The sequence below is a fragment of the Arthrobacter sp. Y3221157 genome, from assembly GCF_059089865.1.
On sequence record NZ_JBNHFD010000013.1, the window covers coordinates 28,677 to 44,962 of the forward strand.

The following is a 16,286-nucleotide window of genomic DNA, read 5'->3' on the forward strand; positions in this document are numbered from 1 at the left end:
CCCGGTCACGAACGCGGGTCGGCCACCTTCCCCATGAAGAGCGGCAGCCCCGTTCCGCTGTGGACGATCTGGTAGTGGAACGGCCGGTCGAAGGCGATCGACACGGCGGGCTCGGGCGGTGCACTGACGGCCCGTCCATTCAGCTGCGTGACGGCGGCCGCCACAGTCCCCTTCTCCGCGACGGTGATGTTGGCGGCCTGGGCGGCTTGCGTCAGCTTCAGCCCCGGCTGGATCGCGTCGAAGTCCGTCTCCGTGGTGAGCGTGCGGGACAGGCCCATGGCTTCGAGGACCTTCCGAAGGTCGAAGCTGCTCTTGTGGTCCCAGCGGGGCAGCGTGATGCGGACGGGCTGGGCAGGGGCGGGCTCCAGCGCCTCACCAATCCGGGCCAGCTCATCCGCGGACGGCCCGGCGGGGGTTCCGGCCGCCGGCAGCACCAGGCGCATCACGGCTCCCTCCGCATAGGGAAGGTCCACCGCCCGCCACCGCTCGCTCTCGGCGTACTTCATTCCCACTGCCTGGCTCATTGTTGGGACACTCGCCACGTCGCCGTTTCCGGTGGTGAAAGGCCTGTCCGTGGTGTCGGCAGGGTCGAAGGGGGTGTTCCAGGCCGCGGCGAAATAGATGGCATTGAGGAGGCTGAAGGTGTTCCTGGGGTCGAACTTGGCCGGGGCTTTCTTGATGCGCCCGCCCGTGTTCCTGTCCACCCATGCGTCGATGGCGGGTTCAGTTGCGGTCCGGTCACGGAAATCGACCATGTGGACGCCCGCACCGTAGTGCAGGGCCAGGCCGGCCAGGTAGTCCTCGCCCACTGGGGTGTGCCTGTCCAGGAAGAGCCCGTTGGCAAGGTGGATGACGGGCTTCCGGGGCCGATTGTCTTCGTCAACGGCGCCGGGATCGCCGTCGTATATTTCGACGGCGGCGAGCAAGGCATTCGCTGCCTCGTCGCGGCGTGCACCGGGAAGGGCAAGGACCCGGTCAAGTTCCGCGGCCGCCTCGCCGCCCGCTCCGGACCGAAGCATCAGCAGCGCTGTAAGGAGGCTTCCGGGTGCGGCGACGACGTTACCGGCGGCGCCGTCCCCGCCGTCGGCAAGGAGGGCCGCACCCAGCGTGTATGCGGAAGCGCGCAGGGCACCAATTTCAGCAGGATAGGCAGCGGCGTCCAGCGAGACCCGCTCCACCCCAGGTGCCGTCACCAGCTCCGGGGGCGCGGCCGCGCAAGCGGGAAGCATAGCCACAAGCCCCAGCATTGCCAGCACCGCACGCCGTGGAACGTTCATGTCTTCCCCTGTGCTTCCCAGGCAGGTAGGCCGCGGCAGTACCGCCACCCAAGGACCGGATGGTTCCAGTAGAGCAGGGGGCCGGTTGCCGGACGATGCCGGAAGGGTCACGGTTTGCGGTCGTTTCGGTCACGCCCTGGACGGGCACCTGGTCAGCGGTTGGATGCCTCGGGTAGGGGCTTGGCCTCCGCGAGCAGCGCCTCGGCCATCAGGGTGTGGCCGTACGCACAATTAGCGTGCGACGCCGCCACCGTGGAACGGACCGTCCAGCTGCTGGTGCGCCACGCCGGCGAACTGATCCCGCAATCCAGCCTGGGCGTCCAATTCCTCAGCCCGGAAACCCTGATCAACACGGCCGGCATCCCGCTCCATCCGGCCGCGGCTGACGCCTACCGGGCGCTGCACGGATAAAGGGCGCCAGCTTTTCCACATACGCATTTCCGGGCATCGCCGGCCAGGCGAGACCTCCCTACTGTTTGAGATACCCCGAACAGCGAGCAAAGCGAGGATCAATGTGGGCAGGAATCAGCGCCGGCGGGCGGCACGAACCAACCACTTGCGGAACCAACCCGGAGACCCGTTTAAGAACGCCAACCCGGACGTGGTGCGCCCCTCACCCAGCAACGTTCGCGAGTTGGAAGCCCTGGCTCCGGCTTTTACTAGCTGGTACGGCGAACACCCCTTCATCGCCGATGTCGGAGCCGTGCTGGAAAACCTGAAGAACTTCTTTCGCTACTACCCTGCGTTTGACGAAAACCGGGCCATCACCGCCCTCGACCCGTACGAGGTTGCGGCGAAACTCGCGTCACTCATTATCAACGCCGTTTACGAAGGCCTCGCGGCCACCTATTCACTGATGCAATTCCTGAAATTCCTCCACGATTCTGGCCGGTGGTCCGGCAGCCCGGAAGCTTACCGGGCAGTGAACGGCATCCTGACAGACATCATCTGTCTAGACATGAGCGCCAGACTGCGCGCCATGCAAATGTAGACGACGTTACCGCCACTTCCGCTGACCAGCTCAGCTGCCGGAGTGGGCCTGCAGGAAGCTGTACACCTCCGTCTCGTCCACGCCGGGAAAGGCCCCCGGCGGCATGGCGGCCAGGAGGTGCGAGTGGGCGCGGGCTGAAGGCCAGGCGTTACCGGCCCATTCGGCGGTGAGGGCCTCTGGCGGACGCTTGCAGCACGTGGGGTCGGGGCAGTTGGAGGTGGCCCGGGCGGTGGTTTCGCGCCCGCGGAACCACTTCACGTGCTGGTAGGGCACCCCGATGCTCAGCGAGAACTCGCCGGTGGCCGAGCGTTCCGTGCGGGCCGTGCACCAGTAAGTGCCCGAGGGGGTGTCCGTGTACTGGCTGTAGGCGCTGAATTTGTCCGGCACATCGAACACGGCGCGCGACGTCCACGCCTTGCAGGACGGCTGGCCCTCGATGGCGCCGGTATGGTCCTGCGGGAAGTTCACGCCGTCGTTCTCGTAGGCCTTGTAGATGATGCCGCTCTGGTGCGTCTTCTGGAAATGGGTGGTGATACCCAGGTGTTTGGTGGCGAGGTTGGTGAAGCGGTGGGCAGCGGTCTCGTAGGAAACGGCGAAGGCGTCGCGGATGTCCTCCACGGCGATTTCCTTGGCAGCTTTGGCTTTTTGCAGAAATTCCACCGTTGCCTGCTCGGGCAGGAGCAGGGCGGCGGCGAAATAGTTGGTTGCCACCCTCTGTGCCAGGAAATCCCCGTAGTTGCGGGGTGTCTCATGGCCCAGAACGTAGTGGCCCAGCGCCTGGAGCAGGACCGAGCGTGGATCGTGGTCCTGCCGCTGGCTCTGCGTCAGGTAAATTTTGCGGTTCTTCAAATCGGTCACGGAGCGCGTGGAATGTGGCAGGTCGCCGACGTGGTGCAGGGTGAAACCAAGGTGCGCGGCAATGTCGGCAATGACGTGCTGGCTGAGCGGACCCGTGGTGTAGCCCACCTCCTTGAGGACCTTCTGCGCCTCGGCTTCATACTCCGGAAAGTAGTTGCCGCGCTCCCGCATCATCGCCCGCAGTTCCCCGTTCGCGCGGCGCGCTTCTTCCGGGGTTGCCACCTGCTCGTTCATCTTGCGCTCGAGTTCCTGCAATAGGCCCACCTGGGCTTCCAGGACATCCAGCGGCAGCCGCGAACTGATGCGGATTTTGGGCAGGTTCAGGGACTCATAGAGGGGGCCGCGCTGGTACCGTTCCAGCTCGATTTCCAACGCTGCGCGGCGGCTCGGGGGCTCCGCTCCGAGCAGCTGGTCAATGCTCACGCCGAGGGCGCCGGCAAGGTGCTGGAGCAGGCTGAGTTTGGGCTCGCGCTTTCCGTTCTCGATCAGGCTCAGCTGGCTGGGCGCGGTCCCGACGGCGGTGCTCAGGTCATCGAGCGTCAGCCCGGCCTGTTTGCGCAGATGGCGGACACGGCGGCCCAGGGAGATGACATCAAGGTCCGTGGACACGGAGGACGAAGGCTGGGAAACGTCCCTGTTCCAGCTTGAAGGCGACATTTCTGCAGAATACGCGAAGAAGTGGATTTCTTTCCACCCTTTTTGTCTAGAAAGGGGGTTGAAAGTGCTGAAAAGTAGTTCCCACGGAAAGAACACCGCACCGGAAAACCGGTGGGAACCTCAACGACGAGGTTCCCACCCACCGATTTCCGGAGCTCAATCTAGGAGATCAACGATGACTGCAGCATTTGAGCCCACCCAGCAGACGCCCGAACAGCAGGCCGCGGCACTGGAGCTTGAGTGGGCTGCCAACCCGCGCTGGGAAGGTGTGACCCGTGACTACTCAGGTTCCGACGTCGTCCGCCTCCGCGGCCGCGTCTCCGAAGAGCACACCCTGGCCCGCCGCGGCGCCCAGAAGCTGTGGAAGCAGCTCACCGAAGAGCACAAGGCCGGCGGCTACACCAACGCCCTGGGCGCCCTGACCGGGAACCAGGCAGTGCAGCAGGTCAAGGCCGGCCTGCGGGCCATCTACCTGTCCGGCTGGCAGGTCGCCGCAGACGCGAACAACTCGGGCCACACCTACCCGGACCAGTCCCTTTACCCGGCCAACTCGGTTCCCACCGTGGTCCGCCGGATCAACAACGCCCTGCTCCGCGCCGACCAGATCGAGTTCGCCGAAGGCGTCCAGAGCGTCGAGGACTGGCTGGTCCCGATCGTCGCCGACGCCGAAGCCGGCTTCGGCGGCCCGCTGAACGCCTACGAGCTGATGAAGTCCATGATCCAGGCCGGCGCCTCCGGCGTGCACTGGGAGGACCAGCTCGCGTCGGAGAAGAAGTGCGGCCACCTGGGCGGCAAGGTCCTGATCCCCACCCAGCAGCACGTCCGCACCCTGAACGCTGCCCGCCTGGCCGCCGACGTCGCGGGTACCCCCACCGTCGTCATCGCCCGCACAGACGCCGAAGCAGCCACCCTCATCACCTCCGACGTCGACGAACGGGACCGCGAGTTCATCACCGGTGAGCGCACCGCCGAGGGCTTCTACAAGGTCCGCAACGGCATCGAACCCTGCATCGCCCGCGCCAAGGCCTACGCCCCGTACTCCGACCTGATCTGGATGGAGACCGGCACCCCGGACCTGGAGCTGGCCCGGAAGTTCGCCGAAGCCGTCAAGGCCGAGTTCCCGGACCAGATGCTTTCCTACAACTGCTCGCCGTCGTTCAACTGGCGCAAGCACCTGGACGACGCCACCATCGCCAAGTTCCAGCGCGAACTCGGCGCCATGGGCTTCACGTTCCAGTTCATCACCCTGGCCGGCTTCCACGCCCTGAACTACTCGATGTTCGACCTCGCCCACGGCTACGCCCGCGAGGGCATGAGCGCCTACGTCGAACTCCAGGAAAAGGAATTCGCCTCTGAATCCCGCGGCTACACCGCAACCAAGCACCAGCGCGAAGTCGGCACCGGCTACTTCGACACCATCTCCACCGCGCTCAACCCGAACGCGTCCACCCTCGCCCTGGTCGGATCGACCGAAGAGGGCCAGTTCCACTAGACAACTTACGACGGCGGTTGTCGCCCCCGGCCTTCGGACCGGCATCGCTCTGCCTGCTATTCCCCACGTCCCGGTTTGGACCTCGCTGAGCGAGGCCGACCGGGACGCAGGGCCCCTTTTACGCAGGCTGCCGCGACACCGGCTCCTCGGCCTCGCGCCTCAGTCGCCACCCCGCCGCCTACCGCCGTCGAACTTCCCTTTTCGTCTTTAAGGAGACTTGAAATGAACAGCTTTACTGACAGCTTCACCATCAATGGCATCACCATGACTGCGCAGCCCGTGTGCCGGCAGAATGAGGTGCTGACTCCGGACGCCCTCGAGTTCATTGCCAAGCTGCACCGGGCCACGGCTGAGCGGCGCAAGGAACTGCTGCAGGCGCGGCGGGCACGGCGGGCCGACATTGCCGCCGGCGCGGATCCCCGTTTCCTGCGGGAGACCGAGCACATCCGCAACGATCCGTCCTGGCGGGTCGCTCCCCCTGCCCCGGGGCTGGAGGACCGGCGGGTGGAGATCACCGGGCCGGTGGACAAGAAGATGACCATCAACGCCCTGAACTCCGGCGCCAAGGTGTGGCTCGCGGACATGGAAGACTCCTCCACCCCCACCTGGCGGAACGTGATCAAGGGCCAGCTGAACCTCACCGACGCCCTGGAACGCCGGATCGACTTCACCACCGAGGAAGGCAAGGAATACAAGCTGCGCCCCGCCCGGGACCTGCCCACCATCGTGGTCCGCCCCCGCGGCTGGCACCTGCCCGAAAAGCACATGCTCATCGACGGCGAGCCCGTCGCCGGCGGCATCGTGGACTTCGGCCTCTACTTCTTCCACAACGCCCGCCGCCTCCTGGCCCAGGGCAAGGGCCCGTACTTCTACCTGCCGAAAATCGAAAACCACCTAGAAGCCCGGCTCTGGAACGACATCTTCATCCTCGCCCAGGACCTCCTCGGCATCGACCAGGGCACCATCCGCGCCACCGTGCTGATCGAGACCATCACCGCAGCGTTCGAAATGGAGGAAATCCTCTACGAACTGCGGGACCACGCTGCCGGCCTGAACGCCGGCCGCTGGGACTACATCTTCTCCATCATCAAGAACTTCCGCACCCGCGGCCCCCGCTTCGTCCTCCCCGACCGCGGCCAGGTGACCATGACCGCACCCTTCATGCGCGCCTACACCGAACAACTCGTCCGGGCCTGCCACAAGCGCGGCGCCATGGCCATCGGCGGCATGGCAGCGGCCGTGCCCAACCGCAAGGACCCCGAAGCGAACGCCAACGCCCTCGAGAAGGTGCGTGCGGACAAGACCCGCGAGGCCAACGACGGCTTCGACGGCTCCTGGGTGGCCCACCCCGACCTCGTCCCGGTATGCCGCGAGGTGTTCGACACCATCCTCGGCGAAAAGCCCAACCAGCTCGGCAAGCTCCGCGAAGACGTCACCCCGGACGACCGCGCCCTGATCAACATCGCCTCACTCCACGGCACCATCACCGAACAGGGCATCCGGAACAACATCGAAGTCGGGATCCGCTACATCGAGTCCTGGCTCCGCGGCAACGGCGCAGTAGCCATCCACAACCTCATGGAAGATGCCGCCACCGCCGAAATTTCCCGCTCCCAGCTCTGGCAGTGGATCTACGCCCGGGCCATCACCGACCATGGCGAAATCATCACGAAGGAATGGGTGGAGCACATGCTGGAAGAAGAGTTCGCCCGGCTTGAGCGCTTCGACGGCGACCGCTTCGAAGACGCCCGTGACATCTTCGAAGAAGTCACTCTCGCCCAGGACTTTCCGTCCTTCCTCACCCTGCCCGCCTACGCCCGCTACCTCACCGAAGCCCGCGAAAAGGCCACCGTTGAGGAACTCGCCGCAGCCTGACAAAGTTTCCGTCCGCCGGGTCGGCACGCCCTATCGCAACAGGCACCTCCGAAATCCGGAGGGCCGGCCCGGCGGCGGAGCAACCCTTTCGGACCGTCTCTCACTCAATGCAAGAAAACCCGTGACGCTCTCTCACTTTTCTCAACAAGTGAGAGAGCGTCGGCCGTTAAGCTGCGATAAGTGAGAGAGCGTCCGGGGGGAAGGGCAGAAAGAATGACGACGACGGGACGAACCTCAGCGTCCGCGCGGCACCTTCCGCACGGAGAGTGTGGTCCCAAAGCAGAAAGCGAGCACCGAGGCCAGAATGACCAGCAGCGCCGGAGTCCAGGAACCCGAAACGTCGTGGACGAAACCCAGCAGGGGCGGCGCCACGGCGGCGAGCGCGTAGCCCAGGCCCTGGACCGTGGCGGACATCTTGCCCGCGGAGGCCTGGTCGCGTGCCAGCCGGATGATGGCGATGAAGATGACCGTTATGCCTCCGCCCTGGGCGATGCCGCCGAAGACGGACCACAGCCACCACAGCTGTGGCGCCAGCAGCAGCCCCACCGGAACGGTCAGCCATAAGGCACCCACGGTGACCGCCACCGCCGTCGGGCCCCAATATTTCGCGGCAAACGGGACGCCCAGCGCGCCCACGATGGCAAGGATCTGGAAGATGGAGGACGCGGCGCCGGCCTGGGCCACGGACATGCCAAGCTCGTCGTGCAGGTAGCTGGGGAGCCACGCGGTGACGCCGTAGTAGGAGAAGGCCTGGCCGCCGAATCCGGCCGTCAGTCCGGCGGTAATCCAACCGAGTCCGCTGACGGGCGGCCGCCTGGTGTCAGTGCCGTCCGCGCCGGAAACCAGGAAGGCGTTGCGGGGCCCTACAGCAAGGGTCCAGATGACAATCGCCGCCACGGCCAGGACGGCCACCGCACCGAGCGCAAACCGCCACCCGGCCAGGTCCGCGAGCGGTGCCGTCACCACGGAGGTGAGGAACGAACCCACGTTCAGCGCCGCCGTGTAGATCCCCATCGCGGTTCCCTGCCGGGCCGGGGCAAAGTCCCGCCGGATGATCAGGGGCGCCGCAATGTTCCCCACGGTAATGGCGGCGCCGATCAGCACCGTTCCGGCCACCACCAGTGCCGGGCCGCCAGCCGAGCGGACCAGGACGCCTGCCAGGACCCCGAGGATGGTCAGCGTCACCGCGAATTCGGCACCGAACTTCCTCGCGGCGAGGGAAGCCAGCGGCGCGGCCAGCGAGAAGCAGAGGACGGGGATGCTGGTCAGAAGCCCCAGCATGACCGGTGAAAATGCCAGTTCTGCCTGCATCAGGCCGACCACCGGGGCGACCGCTACGAAGGGGCCCCGCAGATTCAATGCGAGGAGACCGATGCAGGCAAGCAGGATCCAGCTGGCGGGAATGCGGGCGAGGGACCGGCCGCTCATGCGGCAAATTGCTGGGTAACCGGGGGTTTCATCACTCCCATTGCTATCACGCCCCACCGGTGCGCGGTTTCGGGCCGTGCCGAGGGCGCCCTGCCATACGATGAACATCACGCCAGGAACTTCGGGATTAAGGACACCGCCATGCAGCACCGCCTTGCCATCCTTGACGACTACCAGGACGTGGCGCACGGCTTCGCGGACTGGGCAGCGCTTGAAGCCGAGGGCGTCTCCGTTACCACGTTCCGGGAGCCCTTTGCCTCGCGCGACGCCCTGGTCTCGGCGCTGGCTGACGTGAGCATTGTGGTTGCCATGCGTGAGCGGACGGCATTCCCGCGTGAGGTGTTCGAGAAACTGCCTGCCCTCCAGCTCCTGGTGACCACGGGGATGGCCAACGCGTCCATTGACGTTGCCGCCGCCACGGACCACGGGGTAACGGTGTGCGGCACGCCCGGCTCGCCCACCGCCGCCCCCGAACTGACCTGGGCCCTGCTGCTCGCCGCCGCACGGCACCTGCCGGCGGAGGAGAACTCGCTGCGGGCCGGAACCTGGCAGTCAACCGTGGGGTTTGAGCTGGCGGGCAAAACGCTGGGCATTGTGGGGCTGGGGAAGATCGGGCGCCGGGTGGCCGGGTACGGGCGGGCGTTCGGGATGGACGTCGTGGCGTGGAGCCAGAACCTCACCGCCGGGGCGGCGGAAGAGGCCGGGGCGCGGCTGGTGTCCAAGGAAGAGCTGTTCCGCGCCTCGGATGTGGTGACGCTCCATCTGCGGTTATCCCCGCGCTCCGAGAAAACGGTTGGAGAAGCGGAACTGCGGCTGCTGGGCCCCGAGGGGACCCTGGTGAACACCGCCCGCGGTCCGCTGGTGGACCAGGATGCATTGATCCGGGCGCTCAGCCAGGGCTGGATCCGCGGTGCGGCCCTGGACGTGTTCGACGAGGAACCGCTGCCCGCGGGGCATCCGCTGCTGGCCGCCCCCAACACCGTCCTCTCGCCGCACCTTGGGTACGTCACCCAGGAAAGCTACCGGGAGTTTTACGGCGGAGCGTTCGAGGATGTGACCGCCTGGCTGGCCGGCTCCCCCATCCGCACCATCAGCGGCTGACGCTGAAGTACCTCGTATGACGACGGCCGGGCGGGGATCCGCACGTCGACGCTGTCGGTGCCGCGGGGGCCAAGCGGGTTCCGGCGTATCCTGCCAGCGAGCAGACGGTCCGCTCATCGACGTGCTGATGGCGCCGTAGCCGCTGCTCAGCCGGCAGCGGCTGTTCCCGCAAGCGTTGCCTCGATGGCCGCCGGCGAGAGAACGTACTCGGTGACCATCCGGCTGGCACCCAAAATTGCCGCCTGGTCCCCGGCGATTGAGATGGCGATCCGCAAGTGCGAGGTGGCCAGTGGCTGCGACCGCCGGTACACCACTTCCCGGATGCCGGCCACCAGGTGTTCCCCTGACGCACCGATGCTGCCGCCCACCACAATCACAGACGGGTTGAGGAGGTTCACCACTGTGGCCAGCACCTCACCGACATCCCGGCCCGCCTGGCGCAGGGCCTGGATGGCCTGAAGGTTGCCGTCGGAGGCGAGCCGAAGGACATCAGAGCCCTTTGCCGCATCCAGCCCCTGTTCCCGCAAAACGCGGGCAATGGCGGGGCCTGACGCCAGGGCTTCGAGGCAGCCATAATTCCCGCACGCGCATTGCACGTCTACGCCCCTCGCCAGCTGGACATGTCCCAGGTCTCCGGCCGTGCCGTTGGCGCCGCGCTGCAGTTCGCCGCTGCTGATAATTCCGGAGCCAATGCCCGTGGCCACCTTCACGAAAAAGAAGTTGCCGTGCTCCGGCCAATGGGCGGTCCGCTCCCCCAGGGCCATGATGTTCACATCGTTGTCCACCAGTACAGGGACGCGGAGGGACTGCTGCACGTAGCCAACCACGTCGAAGCCGTCCCAACCCGGCATGATGGGAGGCTTCACCGGCTTTCCCGTATCGTGCTCCACCGGGCCGGGCAGGCCGATGCCCACGCCCGCAAGCCCGCCTGCCTTCCGCCCTGCCGAGGCGAGCAGTTTCCTGCCCTGCCCCACCACCTGGTCCAGCACCGCCTCCGGGCCGTCCGACACCTGCCGGGCAAGCCGTTGTTCGGCGAGGATCTTCCCGCCCAGGTCGGTGACGGCCACGATCACGTGGCTTGCCCCGACGTCGACGGCCAGGACCACGCGCGACGAGGGGTTGAAGGCAAAGCGCGACGGCGGCCTGCCGCCACTTGAGCTCGCCTCACCGGCGGGCCCAACCAGGCCGGACAGCATCAACGTTTCGATCCGGGATGCCACGGTGGAACGTGCAAGGCCGGTGCGTCCGGCAAGCTCAGCCCTGGTGCGTGCCTTGCCGTCCCGCAAAAGCTGGAAAAGGTCTCCGGCCCGCCCCTGGGACGCCGGGTACTCGAGGAGGGCAGCCCCTTCTCCATGGCTTTTGGTCATCAACCATAGATAACACGGCCACTTCCTGCTGTCACGTCAACAACTTTTGCTTGACGTCCGTCAAAAGTCCTTCTAGCTTTGCACTAGGCCGCCTCGCCCCTTTTTATGCCGAATGCCCGCCACCGACGCCAGGAGCACCATGTCCTACGCACTGCAGCTGTACACCGTCCGCGACGCAATCTCGAAGGACTTGCCGGGCACCATCAGAAGGGTTGCCGGGATCGGCTTTTCCCAGGTGGAGCCGTACAACTTCGTTGCCACCGCCAAGGAACTTGGCGCCGCCCTCAAGGAGAACGGCCTCACCGCGCCCTCCGGCCACGCACCGCTGCTGAGCCAGGACCAGGACGAAATCTTCGCAGCGGCCAGGGACCTCGGCATCCGGACGGTCATCGAACCCTACATTCCGGCGGAGCGGTGGCAGAAAGAGGAGGACATCCAGCAAACAGCAGCGCAGCTGAATGCCGCCGCCAGGAAAGGCGCGGAATACGGTGTCCGGGTGGGCTACCACAACCACGCCTGGGAGCTGGAGTCCATCATCGACGGCAGGACCGCACTGGAATACTTCGCGGACCTGCTCGATCCGGAACTGGTCCTGGAGGTGGACACCTACTGGGTGGCAGTCGGCGGCCAGGACCCGGTAGAGATCCTCACCAAACTCGGGGACCGGGTGAAATTCATCCACATCAAGGACGGACCCCTGACCACGGACACCAAGGCCCAGCAGCCCGCCGGGCAGGGGAAGGTCCCGGTCATAGATGTGATCGCCGCCGCAAAGTCCCTGGAGGTGGGCGTGGTGGAGTTCGACGACTACTCCGGGGACATCTTCGAGGGCATTAACGAAAGCCTGTCGTTCCTGCTGGCATCGGGCGAAGGGATCAAGGCATGAGCATCCCCGCAACCGCAGCCTCTTCCCGCCGGGGTCCGGTGGGTGTCGGCGTCATCGGCGCCGGCAATATCAGCAAGCAGTACCTGGACAACCTCACGGTTTTCCCGGACCTTAAAGTCCACGTCATCGCGGACTTGTTCGAGGAGGCCGCCGAGGCCCGGGCCAGGGAATACGGCATCCCCGAGTGGGGCGGCGTGGAGAAGGCGCTGAACCACCCCGGCGTCGAAATCATCGTCAACCTCACCATCCCGGCGGCCCACGTCGAGGTGGCAACGGCAGCCGTGAACGCGGGCAAGCACGTCTGGACCGAAAAGCCCATCAGCCTGGACCGGGACTCCGGGCTGGGCCTGCTCAAGGCCGCCGACGCTGCCGGGATCCGGCTCGGTTGCGCGCCCGACACGTTCCTGGGCGCCGGCCTGCAGACCGCACTCCGGCTGATCCAGCGCGGCGACATCGGCACCCCGTTGACCGCGATGACCACGTTCCAGACCCCGGGCCCGGAGTCCTGGCACCCCAACCCGGCCTTCCTCTTCCAATCCGGGGCAGGCCCGCTGTTCGACATGGGCCCCTACTACCTCACCACCCTGGTCCAGGCCTTCGGCTCCATCCGCAAAGTTGCCGCCGTCGGTTCCAAGGCCAAGGAGGTCCGCGTCATCGGCTCCGGCCCGAAAGCCGGCGAGGAGTTCAGCGTGGAGGTGCCCACCCACGTCTCGGCCATGGCCCAGTTTGAGTCCGGCGCTTCCTCGCACAGCGTTTTTTCCTTCGAATCCCCCCGGGCCCGGATGGGGTTCGTTGAAATCACCGGTACCGAGGCCACCATCTCTTTGCCGGACCCCAACAACTTCGACGGCGACACCAGGCTCTGGCGCGCCGGTGACGAGGACTGGACCACCATCCCGGCCACCGGTCCGGCCAACGGCCGTGGCATGGGAGTGCTGGACATGGCCCGCTCCCTCCGCGCCGGCGTCCCCCACCGCGCCACCGGGCAGCTGGCGTACCACGTCCTGGACAGCATGGTCTCCATCTCCGAATCCATCGCATCCGGCACCTTTGTCGACGTCGAAAGCTCCGCCCCCACGTCCGCTCCCCTGCCCGAGGACTGGGCACCGGAAACCCAGACCCTTGGCGGCACCGCATGAGCCAGGTGTCAGTGCCCATGGATCCAGGCACAAAGGGTCCGCTGGGCATCGCCGCCATCGGCTATGCCTTCATGGGGAAGGCCCACTCCAACGCGTGGCGGAACGTTGCCAGTTTCTTCGACGTCCCGGCAATCGAGCAGAAGGTCCTGGTGGGCCGGGATGCAGGGCAGGTGGCGGAGGCGGCCGGGAAGTACGGCTGGGCCGAGTCCGCCACGGACTGGCGCGATGTGATTGCCCGGGACGATATCCACATCGTTGACATCTGCGCACCGGGCTGGATGCACGCCGAGATCGCCATCGCCGCGCTCGAGGCGGGCAAGCACGTCCTGGTCGAGAAGCCCCTTGCCAACACACTCGCCGAGGCCGAGGCCATGACCGCGGCTGCGGCGGCCGCACGCGCCCGGGGTGTGCAGTCGATGGTCGGCTTCAACTACCGGCGCGTGCCCGCCCTGGCCCTGGCCAGGGAACTCATTGCCGAAGGCCGGGTGGGAGCGGTACGGCACGTCCGTGCCGCCTACCTCCAGGACTGGCTGGCCGACGACCAGGCACCTATGACCTGGCGGCTCCGTAAGGAGACCGCAGGGTCCGGGGCCCTCGGGGACATCGCCTCCCACGCAGTGGACCAGGTCCTGTTCCTGCTGGGCGGCCAGGTCACCGAGGTCACCGGCCGGCTGCAGACCTTCGTGGACCGCCGCCCGGGCCCGGACGGCCCGGAGGACGTAACGGTCGACGACGCCGCCTGGGCAACGCTGACCCTCGCCTCCGGAGCCATCGCCTCGGTAGAGGCGTCCCGGGTGGCCACCGGTCAGAAGAACAGCCTGAAGATCGAAATCTACGGGGACAAAGGCAGTATCCACTTCGACCTGGAAAACCTGAACGAACTTGGCTTTCTTGACACCACCGCCCCGGCACGTGAACAGGGCCTCCGGCGGATCCTGGTCAGCGAACCGGACCACCCCTACCTGGACGCGTGGTGGCCGCAGGGCCACATCATCGGCTGGGAGCACACCTTCACCCATCAGATCCGCGACTTCCTCACCGCCATCCAGGAGGGAACCCAGCCCTCGCCGTCGTTCGAGGAAGGGCTGAACGTCCAGTACATCCTCGACGCCGTGGAGGAATCCGCCGCCGCGAAAAGTGCCCTCGTCCATGTTCCCGCCAGAACCTCCAAAGGAGCCTGACATGCCCCGCCCATTCACCCTGTTCACCGGCCAGTGGGCCGACCTGCCCTTCGAGGAAGTCGCAAAACTGGCTTCCGGCTGGGGCTACGACGGCCTGGAAATCGCGGTCTCCGGCGACCACCTGGACGCCTGGCGCTGGGACGAACCGGGCTACGTCGCATCCAAGCTCGCCGTGCTGGAGAAGTACAACCTCAAGGTATGGGCCATCTCCAACCACCTCACCGGCCAGGCCGTCTGCGACGACCCCATCGACTTCCGCCACCAGGGCATCGTCCGGTCCAAAGTCTGGGGCGACGGCGATCCCGAAGGCGTCCGCACCCGCGCCGCCGAGGAAATGAAACACACCGCCCGCCTGGCCAAGGCACTCGGCGTGGACACCGTCGTCGGCTTCACCGGCTCCGCCATCTGGCAATACGTGGCCATGTTCCCGCCCGTTCCGCAAAAGGTGATCGACGCCGGCTACCAGGACTTCGCAGACCGCTGGAACCCCATCCTGGACGTCTTCGACGAATGCGGCGTCCGCTTCGCCCACGAAGTCCACCCGTCCGAGATCGCCTACGACTACTGGACCACCGTCCGCACCCTCGAAGCGATCGGCCACCGCGAGGCGTTCGGGCTGAACTGGGACCCGTCCCACATGATGTGGCAGGGCATCGACCCCGTCTCCTTCATCTGGGACTTCAAGGACCGGATCTACCACGTGGACTGCAAGGACACCAAGATCCGCCAGACCGGCCGGAACACCGTCATGGGCTCCCACCTGGCCTGGGGCGACCCCCGGCGCGGCTGGGACTTCGTCTCCGCCGGCCGCGGCGACGTCCCCTGGGAAGCGTCCTTCCGCGCCCTCGCCGCGATCGGCTACGACGGCCCCATCAGCGTGGAATGGGAAGACGCCGGAATGGACCGCCTCCACGGCGCCCCCGAAGCCCTCGCCAACCTCAAGAAATTCGATTTCCCCGCCTCCACCGCATCCTTCGACGCCGCCTTCAGCAGCAAGGACTAGGGCCGTGACGAACCACAGCAGCGGCACTTCCGACGGCCGGCTCCGCTGGGGAATCCTGGGCACCGGCTTCATCGCCGACCTGCAGGTCCGCGACCTCCTGGACAACGGGTTCGCGGTGCAGGCCGTGGGCTCCCGATCCATGGAAACGAGCCGGGCATTTGCGGCGCAGTTTGGCATTCCCACGGCACACGGCAGCTACGAGGACCTGGCGGCCGACCCGGATGTCGACGTGGTGTACGTTGCCACTCCCCACGTGTTCCACCACGAAAACGCCCTGCTGGCCCTGAACGCGGGAAAGCACGTGCTGGTGGAAAAGGCATTCACCATCAACGCCCGGCAGGCACAGGAGATCGTGGACGTTGCCGCCCGAAAGGGGCTGGTGGCGCTGGAGGCGATGTGGACCCGCTTCCTGCCTCACATGGCGCGGCTGCGCGATATCGTGGCCGACGGGACCCTCGGCGAGATCCGCAAGGTGGTGGCGAGCCACAACCAGGACCTTCCCAAGGACCCCGCGCACCGGCTCAATGATCCGGCCCTGGGCGGCGGCGCCCTCCTGGACCTGGGCATCTACCCCATCGCCTTTGCCTTTGACGTCCTCGGCGCACCGCAGCGGATCCTTGCGAGCGCTGCCATGACCGCAACCGGGGTGGACCGGCAGACGGCGGCCATCTTCGAGTATGCGGACGGGCAGCAGGCGATCGTTGACTGCGCGCTGGACATGGCGGGGAACAACCGGGCAGCCGTCATCGGAACCGGCGGCTGGGTGGAGATTGATTCCGTTTGGTACAACCCCACCCCGTTCACCCGGTACGACGTTTCGGGAAACATCGCGGAGCGCTTCGACGAACCCGTGCAGGGCCGGGGCATGCAGTACCAGGCCGCGGAACTGGAACGGCTCGTCAGCGACGGGCTGACCGCGGGCAGCCTGCTGCCGCCCGGCGAGAGCGTGGCCATCATGGCCGCCATGGACGAGATCCGGCGCCAGATCGGGCTCATCTACGACGCCGACCGGCAGCCTTAGGATAGGGCAC

General features: G+C 66.5%; 13 protein-coding genes and 1 pseudogene. 10 read left to right on the forward strand and 4 right to left on the reverse strand.

Annotated features, from left to right (window positions below; genetic code table 11):
• Nucleotides 1-5: 5 nt before the first annotated feature.
• Entirely contained in the window at nt 6-1,277 is a 1,272-nt protein-coding gene (locus tag AC5RTT_RS06100) for a serpin family protein (RefSeq protein WP_494144455.1), read from the reverse strand.
• A 240-nt stretch (nt 1,278-1,517) separates the two neighbouring features.
• Here AC5RTT_RS06100 and AC5RTT_RS06105 point away from each other — a divergent pair.
• Together AC5RTT_RS06105 and AC5RTT_RS06110 are read left to right on the forward strand one after the other, a co-directional pair.
• Nucleotides 1,518-1,688 (forward strand): annotated as a pseudogene (locus AC5RTT_RS06105) (TAXI family TRAP transporter solute-binding subunit); the annotation flags it as partial.
• A gap of 103 nt (nt 1,689-1,791) precedes the next feature.
• Nucleotides 1,792-2,268, forward strand: a complete 477-nt coding sequence (locus tag AC5RTT_RS06110) for a hypothetical protein (protein ID WP_494144456.1) — start codon at nt 1,792-1,794, stop codon at nt 2,266-2,268.
• A gap of 30 nt (nt 2,269-2,298) precedes the next feature.
• Here the strand turns inward: AC5RTT_RS06110 and AC5RTT_RS06115 are convergent, their stop codons facing one another.
• Nucleotides 2,299-3,810, reverse strand: coding sequence for a helix-turn-helix domain-containing protein (locus AC5RTT_RS06115; RefSeq protein WP_494144480.1), 1,512 nt, complete (start codon nt 3,808-3,810; stop codon nt 2,299-2,301).
• 148 nt (nt 3,811-3,958) lie between these two features.
• On the opposite strand from AC5RTT_RS06115, the gene aceA reads away from it, so the two are divergent.
• Nucleotides 3,959-5,275 carry an isocitrate lyase gene (gene aceA, locus AC5RTT_RS06120; RefSeq protein ID WP_494144457.1) on the forward strand — a complete coding sequence of 439 codons (1,317 nt, stop codon included), beginning with the start codon at nt 3,959-3,961 and terminating at the stop codon, nt 5,273-5,275.
• 222 nt (nt 5,276-5,497) lie between these two features.
• The gene (gene aceB / locus AC5RTT_RS06125) at nt 5,498-7,150 is read left to right on the forward strand and encodes a malate synthase A (RefSeq protein ID WP_494144458.1); all 1,653 of its coding nucleotides are present in this window, start codon (nt 5,498-5,500) and stop codon (nt 7,148-7,150) included.
• A 234-nt stretch (nt 7,151-7,384) separates the two neighbouring features.
• Here aceB and AC5RTT_RS06130 read toward each other — a convergent pair whose 3' ends face one another.
• The gene (locus AC5RTT_RS06130) at nt 7,385-8,578 is read right to left on the reverse strand and encodes an MFS transporter (protein WP_494144459.1); all 1,194 of its coding nucleotides are present in this window, start codon (nt 8,576-8,578) and stop codon (nt 7,385-7,387) included.
• A 141-nt stretch (nt 8,579-8,719) separates the two neighbouring features.
• Between AC5RTT_RS06130 and AC5RTT_RS06135 the strand changes: the two genes are divergently transcribed.
• Nucleotides 8,720-9,679 carry a D-2-hydroxyacid dehydrogenase family protein gene (locus AC5RTT_RS06135; RefSeq protein WP_494144460.1) on the forward strand — a complete coding sequence of 320 codons (960 nt, stop codon included), beginning with the start codon at nt 8,720-8,722 and terminating at the stop codon, nt 9,677-9,679.
• A gap of 146 nt (nt 9,680-9,825) precedes the next feature.
• Here AC5RTT_RS06135 and AC5RTT_RS06140 read toward each other — a convergent pair whose 3' ends face one another.
• A complete protein-coding gene (locus tag AC5RTT_RS06140; RefSeq protein WP_494144461.1) occupies nt 9,826-11,046 on the reverse strand; it encodes an ROK family transcriptional regulator in 1,221 nt (406 codons plus the stop codon).
• Between the two features lie 139 nt (nt 11,047-11,185).
• Here AC5RTT_RS06140 and AC5RTT_RS06145 point away from each other — a divergent pair, with 139 nt between their 5' ends.
• The 5 genes from AC5RTT_RS06145 to AC5RTT_RS06165 are packed head-to-tail and all read left to right on the forward strand — an operon-like array spanning nt 11,186 to nt 16,276.
• The gene (locus AC5RTT_RS06145; RefSeq protein WP_494144462.1) at nt 11,186-11,932 is read left to right on the forward strand and encodes a sugar phosphate isomerase/epimerase family protein; all 747 of its coding nucleotides are present in this window, start codon (nt 11,186-11,188) and stop codon (nt 11,930-11,932) included.
• Nucleotides 11,929-13,071: a Gfo/Idh/MocA family protein gene (locus AC5RTT_RS06150; RefSeq protein WP_494144463.1), complete on the forward strand. Its 1,143-nt coding sequence runs from the start codon at nt 11,929-11,931 to the stop codon at nt 13,069-13,071. Before AC5RTT_RS06145 ends, AC5RTT_RS06150 begins: the two co-directional genes overlap by 4 nt.
• A 17-nt stretch (nt 13,072-13,088) precedes the next feature.
• Nucleotides 13,089-14,252 (forward strand): Gfo/Idh/MocA family protein, encoded by a 1,164-nt coding sequence (locus AC5RTT_RS06155; protein ID WP_494144464.1) that lies wholly within the window; start codon nt 13,089-13,091, stop codon nt 14,250-14,252.
• A gap of 1 nt (nt 14,253) precedes the next feature.
• A complete protein-coding gene (locus tag AC5RTT_RS06160; RefSeq protein ID WP_494144465.1) occupies nt 14,254-15,255 on the forward strand; it encodes a sugar phosphate isomerase/epimerase family protein in 1,002 nt (333 codons plus the stop codon).
• 4 nt (nt 15,256-15,259) lie between these two features.
• Nucleotides 15,260-16,276, forward strand: a complete 1,017-nt coding sequence (locus tag AC5RTT_RS06165; protein ID WP_494144466.1) for a Gfo/Idh/MocA family protein — start codon at nt 15,260-15,262, stop codon at nt 16,274-16,276.
• Nucleotides 16,277-16,286: the final 10 nt, after the last annotated feature.

What these genes read in the sequence shown, in the direction of transcription:
- AC5RTT_RS06100 (WP_494144455.1), bottom strand. Translation starts at nt 1,277, where the DNA reads ATGAACGTTCCACGGCGTGCGGTGCTGGCAATGCTGGGGCTTGTGGCT.
- aceA (WP_494144457.1), top strand. Translation starts at nt 3,959, where the DNA reads ATGACTGCAGCATTTGAGCCCACCCAGCAGACGCCCGAACAGCAGGCC.
- aceB (WP_494144458.1), top strand. Translation starts at nt 5,498, where the DNA reads ATGAACAGCTTTACTGACAGCTTCACCATCAATGGCATCACCATGACT.
- AC5RTT_RS06130 (WP_494144459.1), bottom strand. Translation starts at nt 8,578, where the DNA reads ATGAGCGGCCGGTCCCTCGCCCGCATTCCCGCCAGCTGGATCCTGCTT.
- AC5RTT_RS06135 (WP_494144460.1), top strand. Translation starts at nt 8,720, where the DNA reads ATGCAGCACCGCCTTGCCATCCTTGACGACTACCAGGACGTGGCGCAC.
- AC5RTT_RS06140 (WP_494144461.1), bottom strand. Translation starts at nt 11,046, where the DNA reads ATGACCAAAAGCCATGGAGAAGGGGCTGCCCTCCTCGAGTACCCGGCG.
- AC5RTT_RS06145 (WP_494144462.1), top strand. Translation starts at nt 11,186, where the DNA reads ATGTCCTACGCACTGCAGCTGTACACCGTCCGCGACGCAATCTCGAAG.
- AC5RTT_RS06150 (WP_494144463.1), top strand. Translation starts at nt 11,929, where the DNA reads ATGAGCATCCCCGCAACCGCAGCCTCTTCCCGCCGGGGTCCGGTGGGT.
- AC5RTT_RS06155 (WP_494144464.1), top strand. Translation starts at nt 13,089, where the DNA reads ATGGATCCAGGCACAAAGGGTCCGCTGGGCATCGCCGCCATCGGCTAT.
- AC5RTT_RS06160 (WP_494144465.1), top strand. Translation starts at nt 14,254, where the DNA reads ATGCCCCGCCCATTCACCCTGTTCACCGGCCAGTGGGCCGACCTGCCC.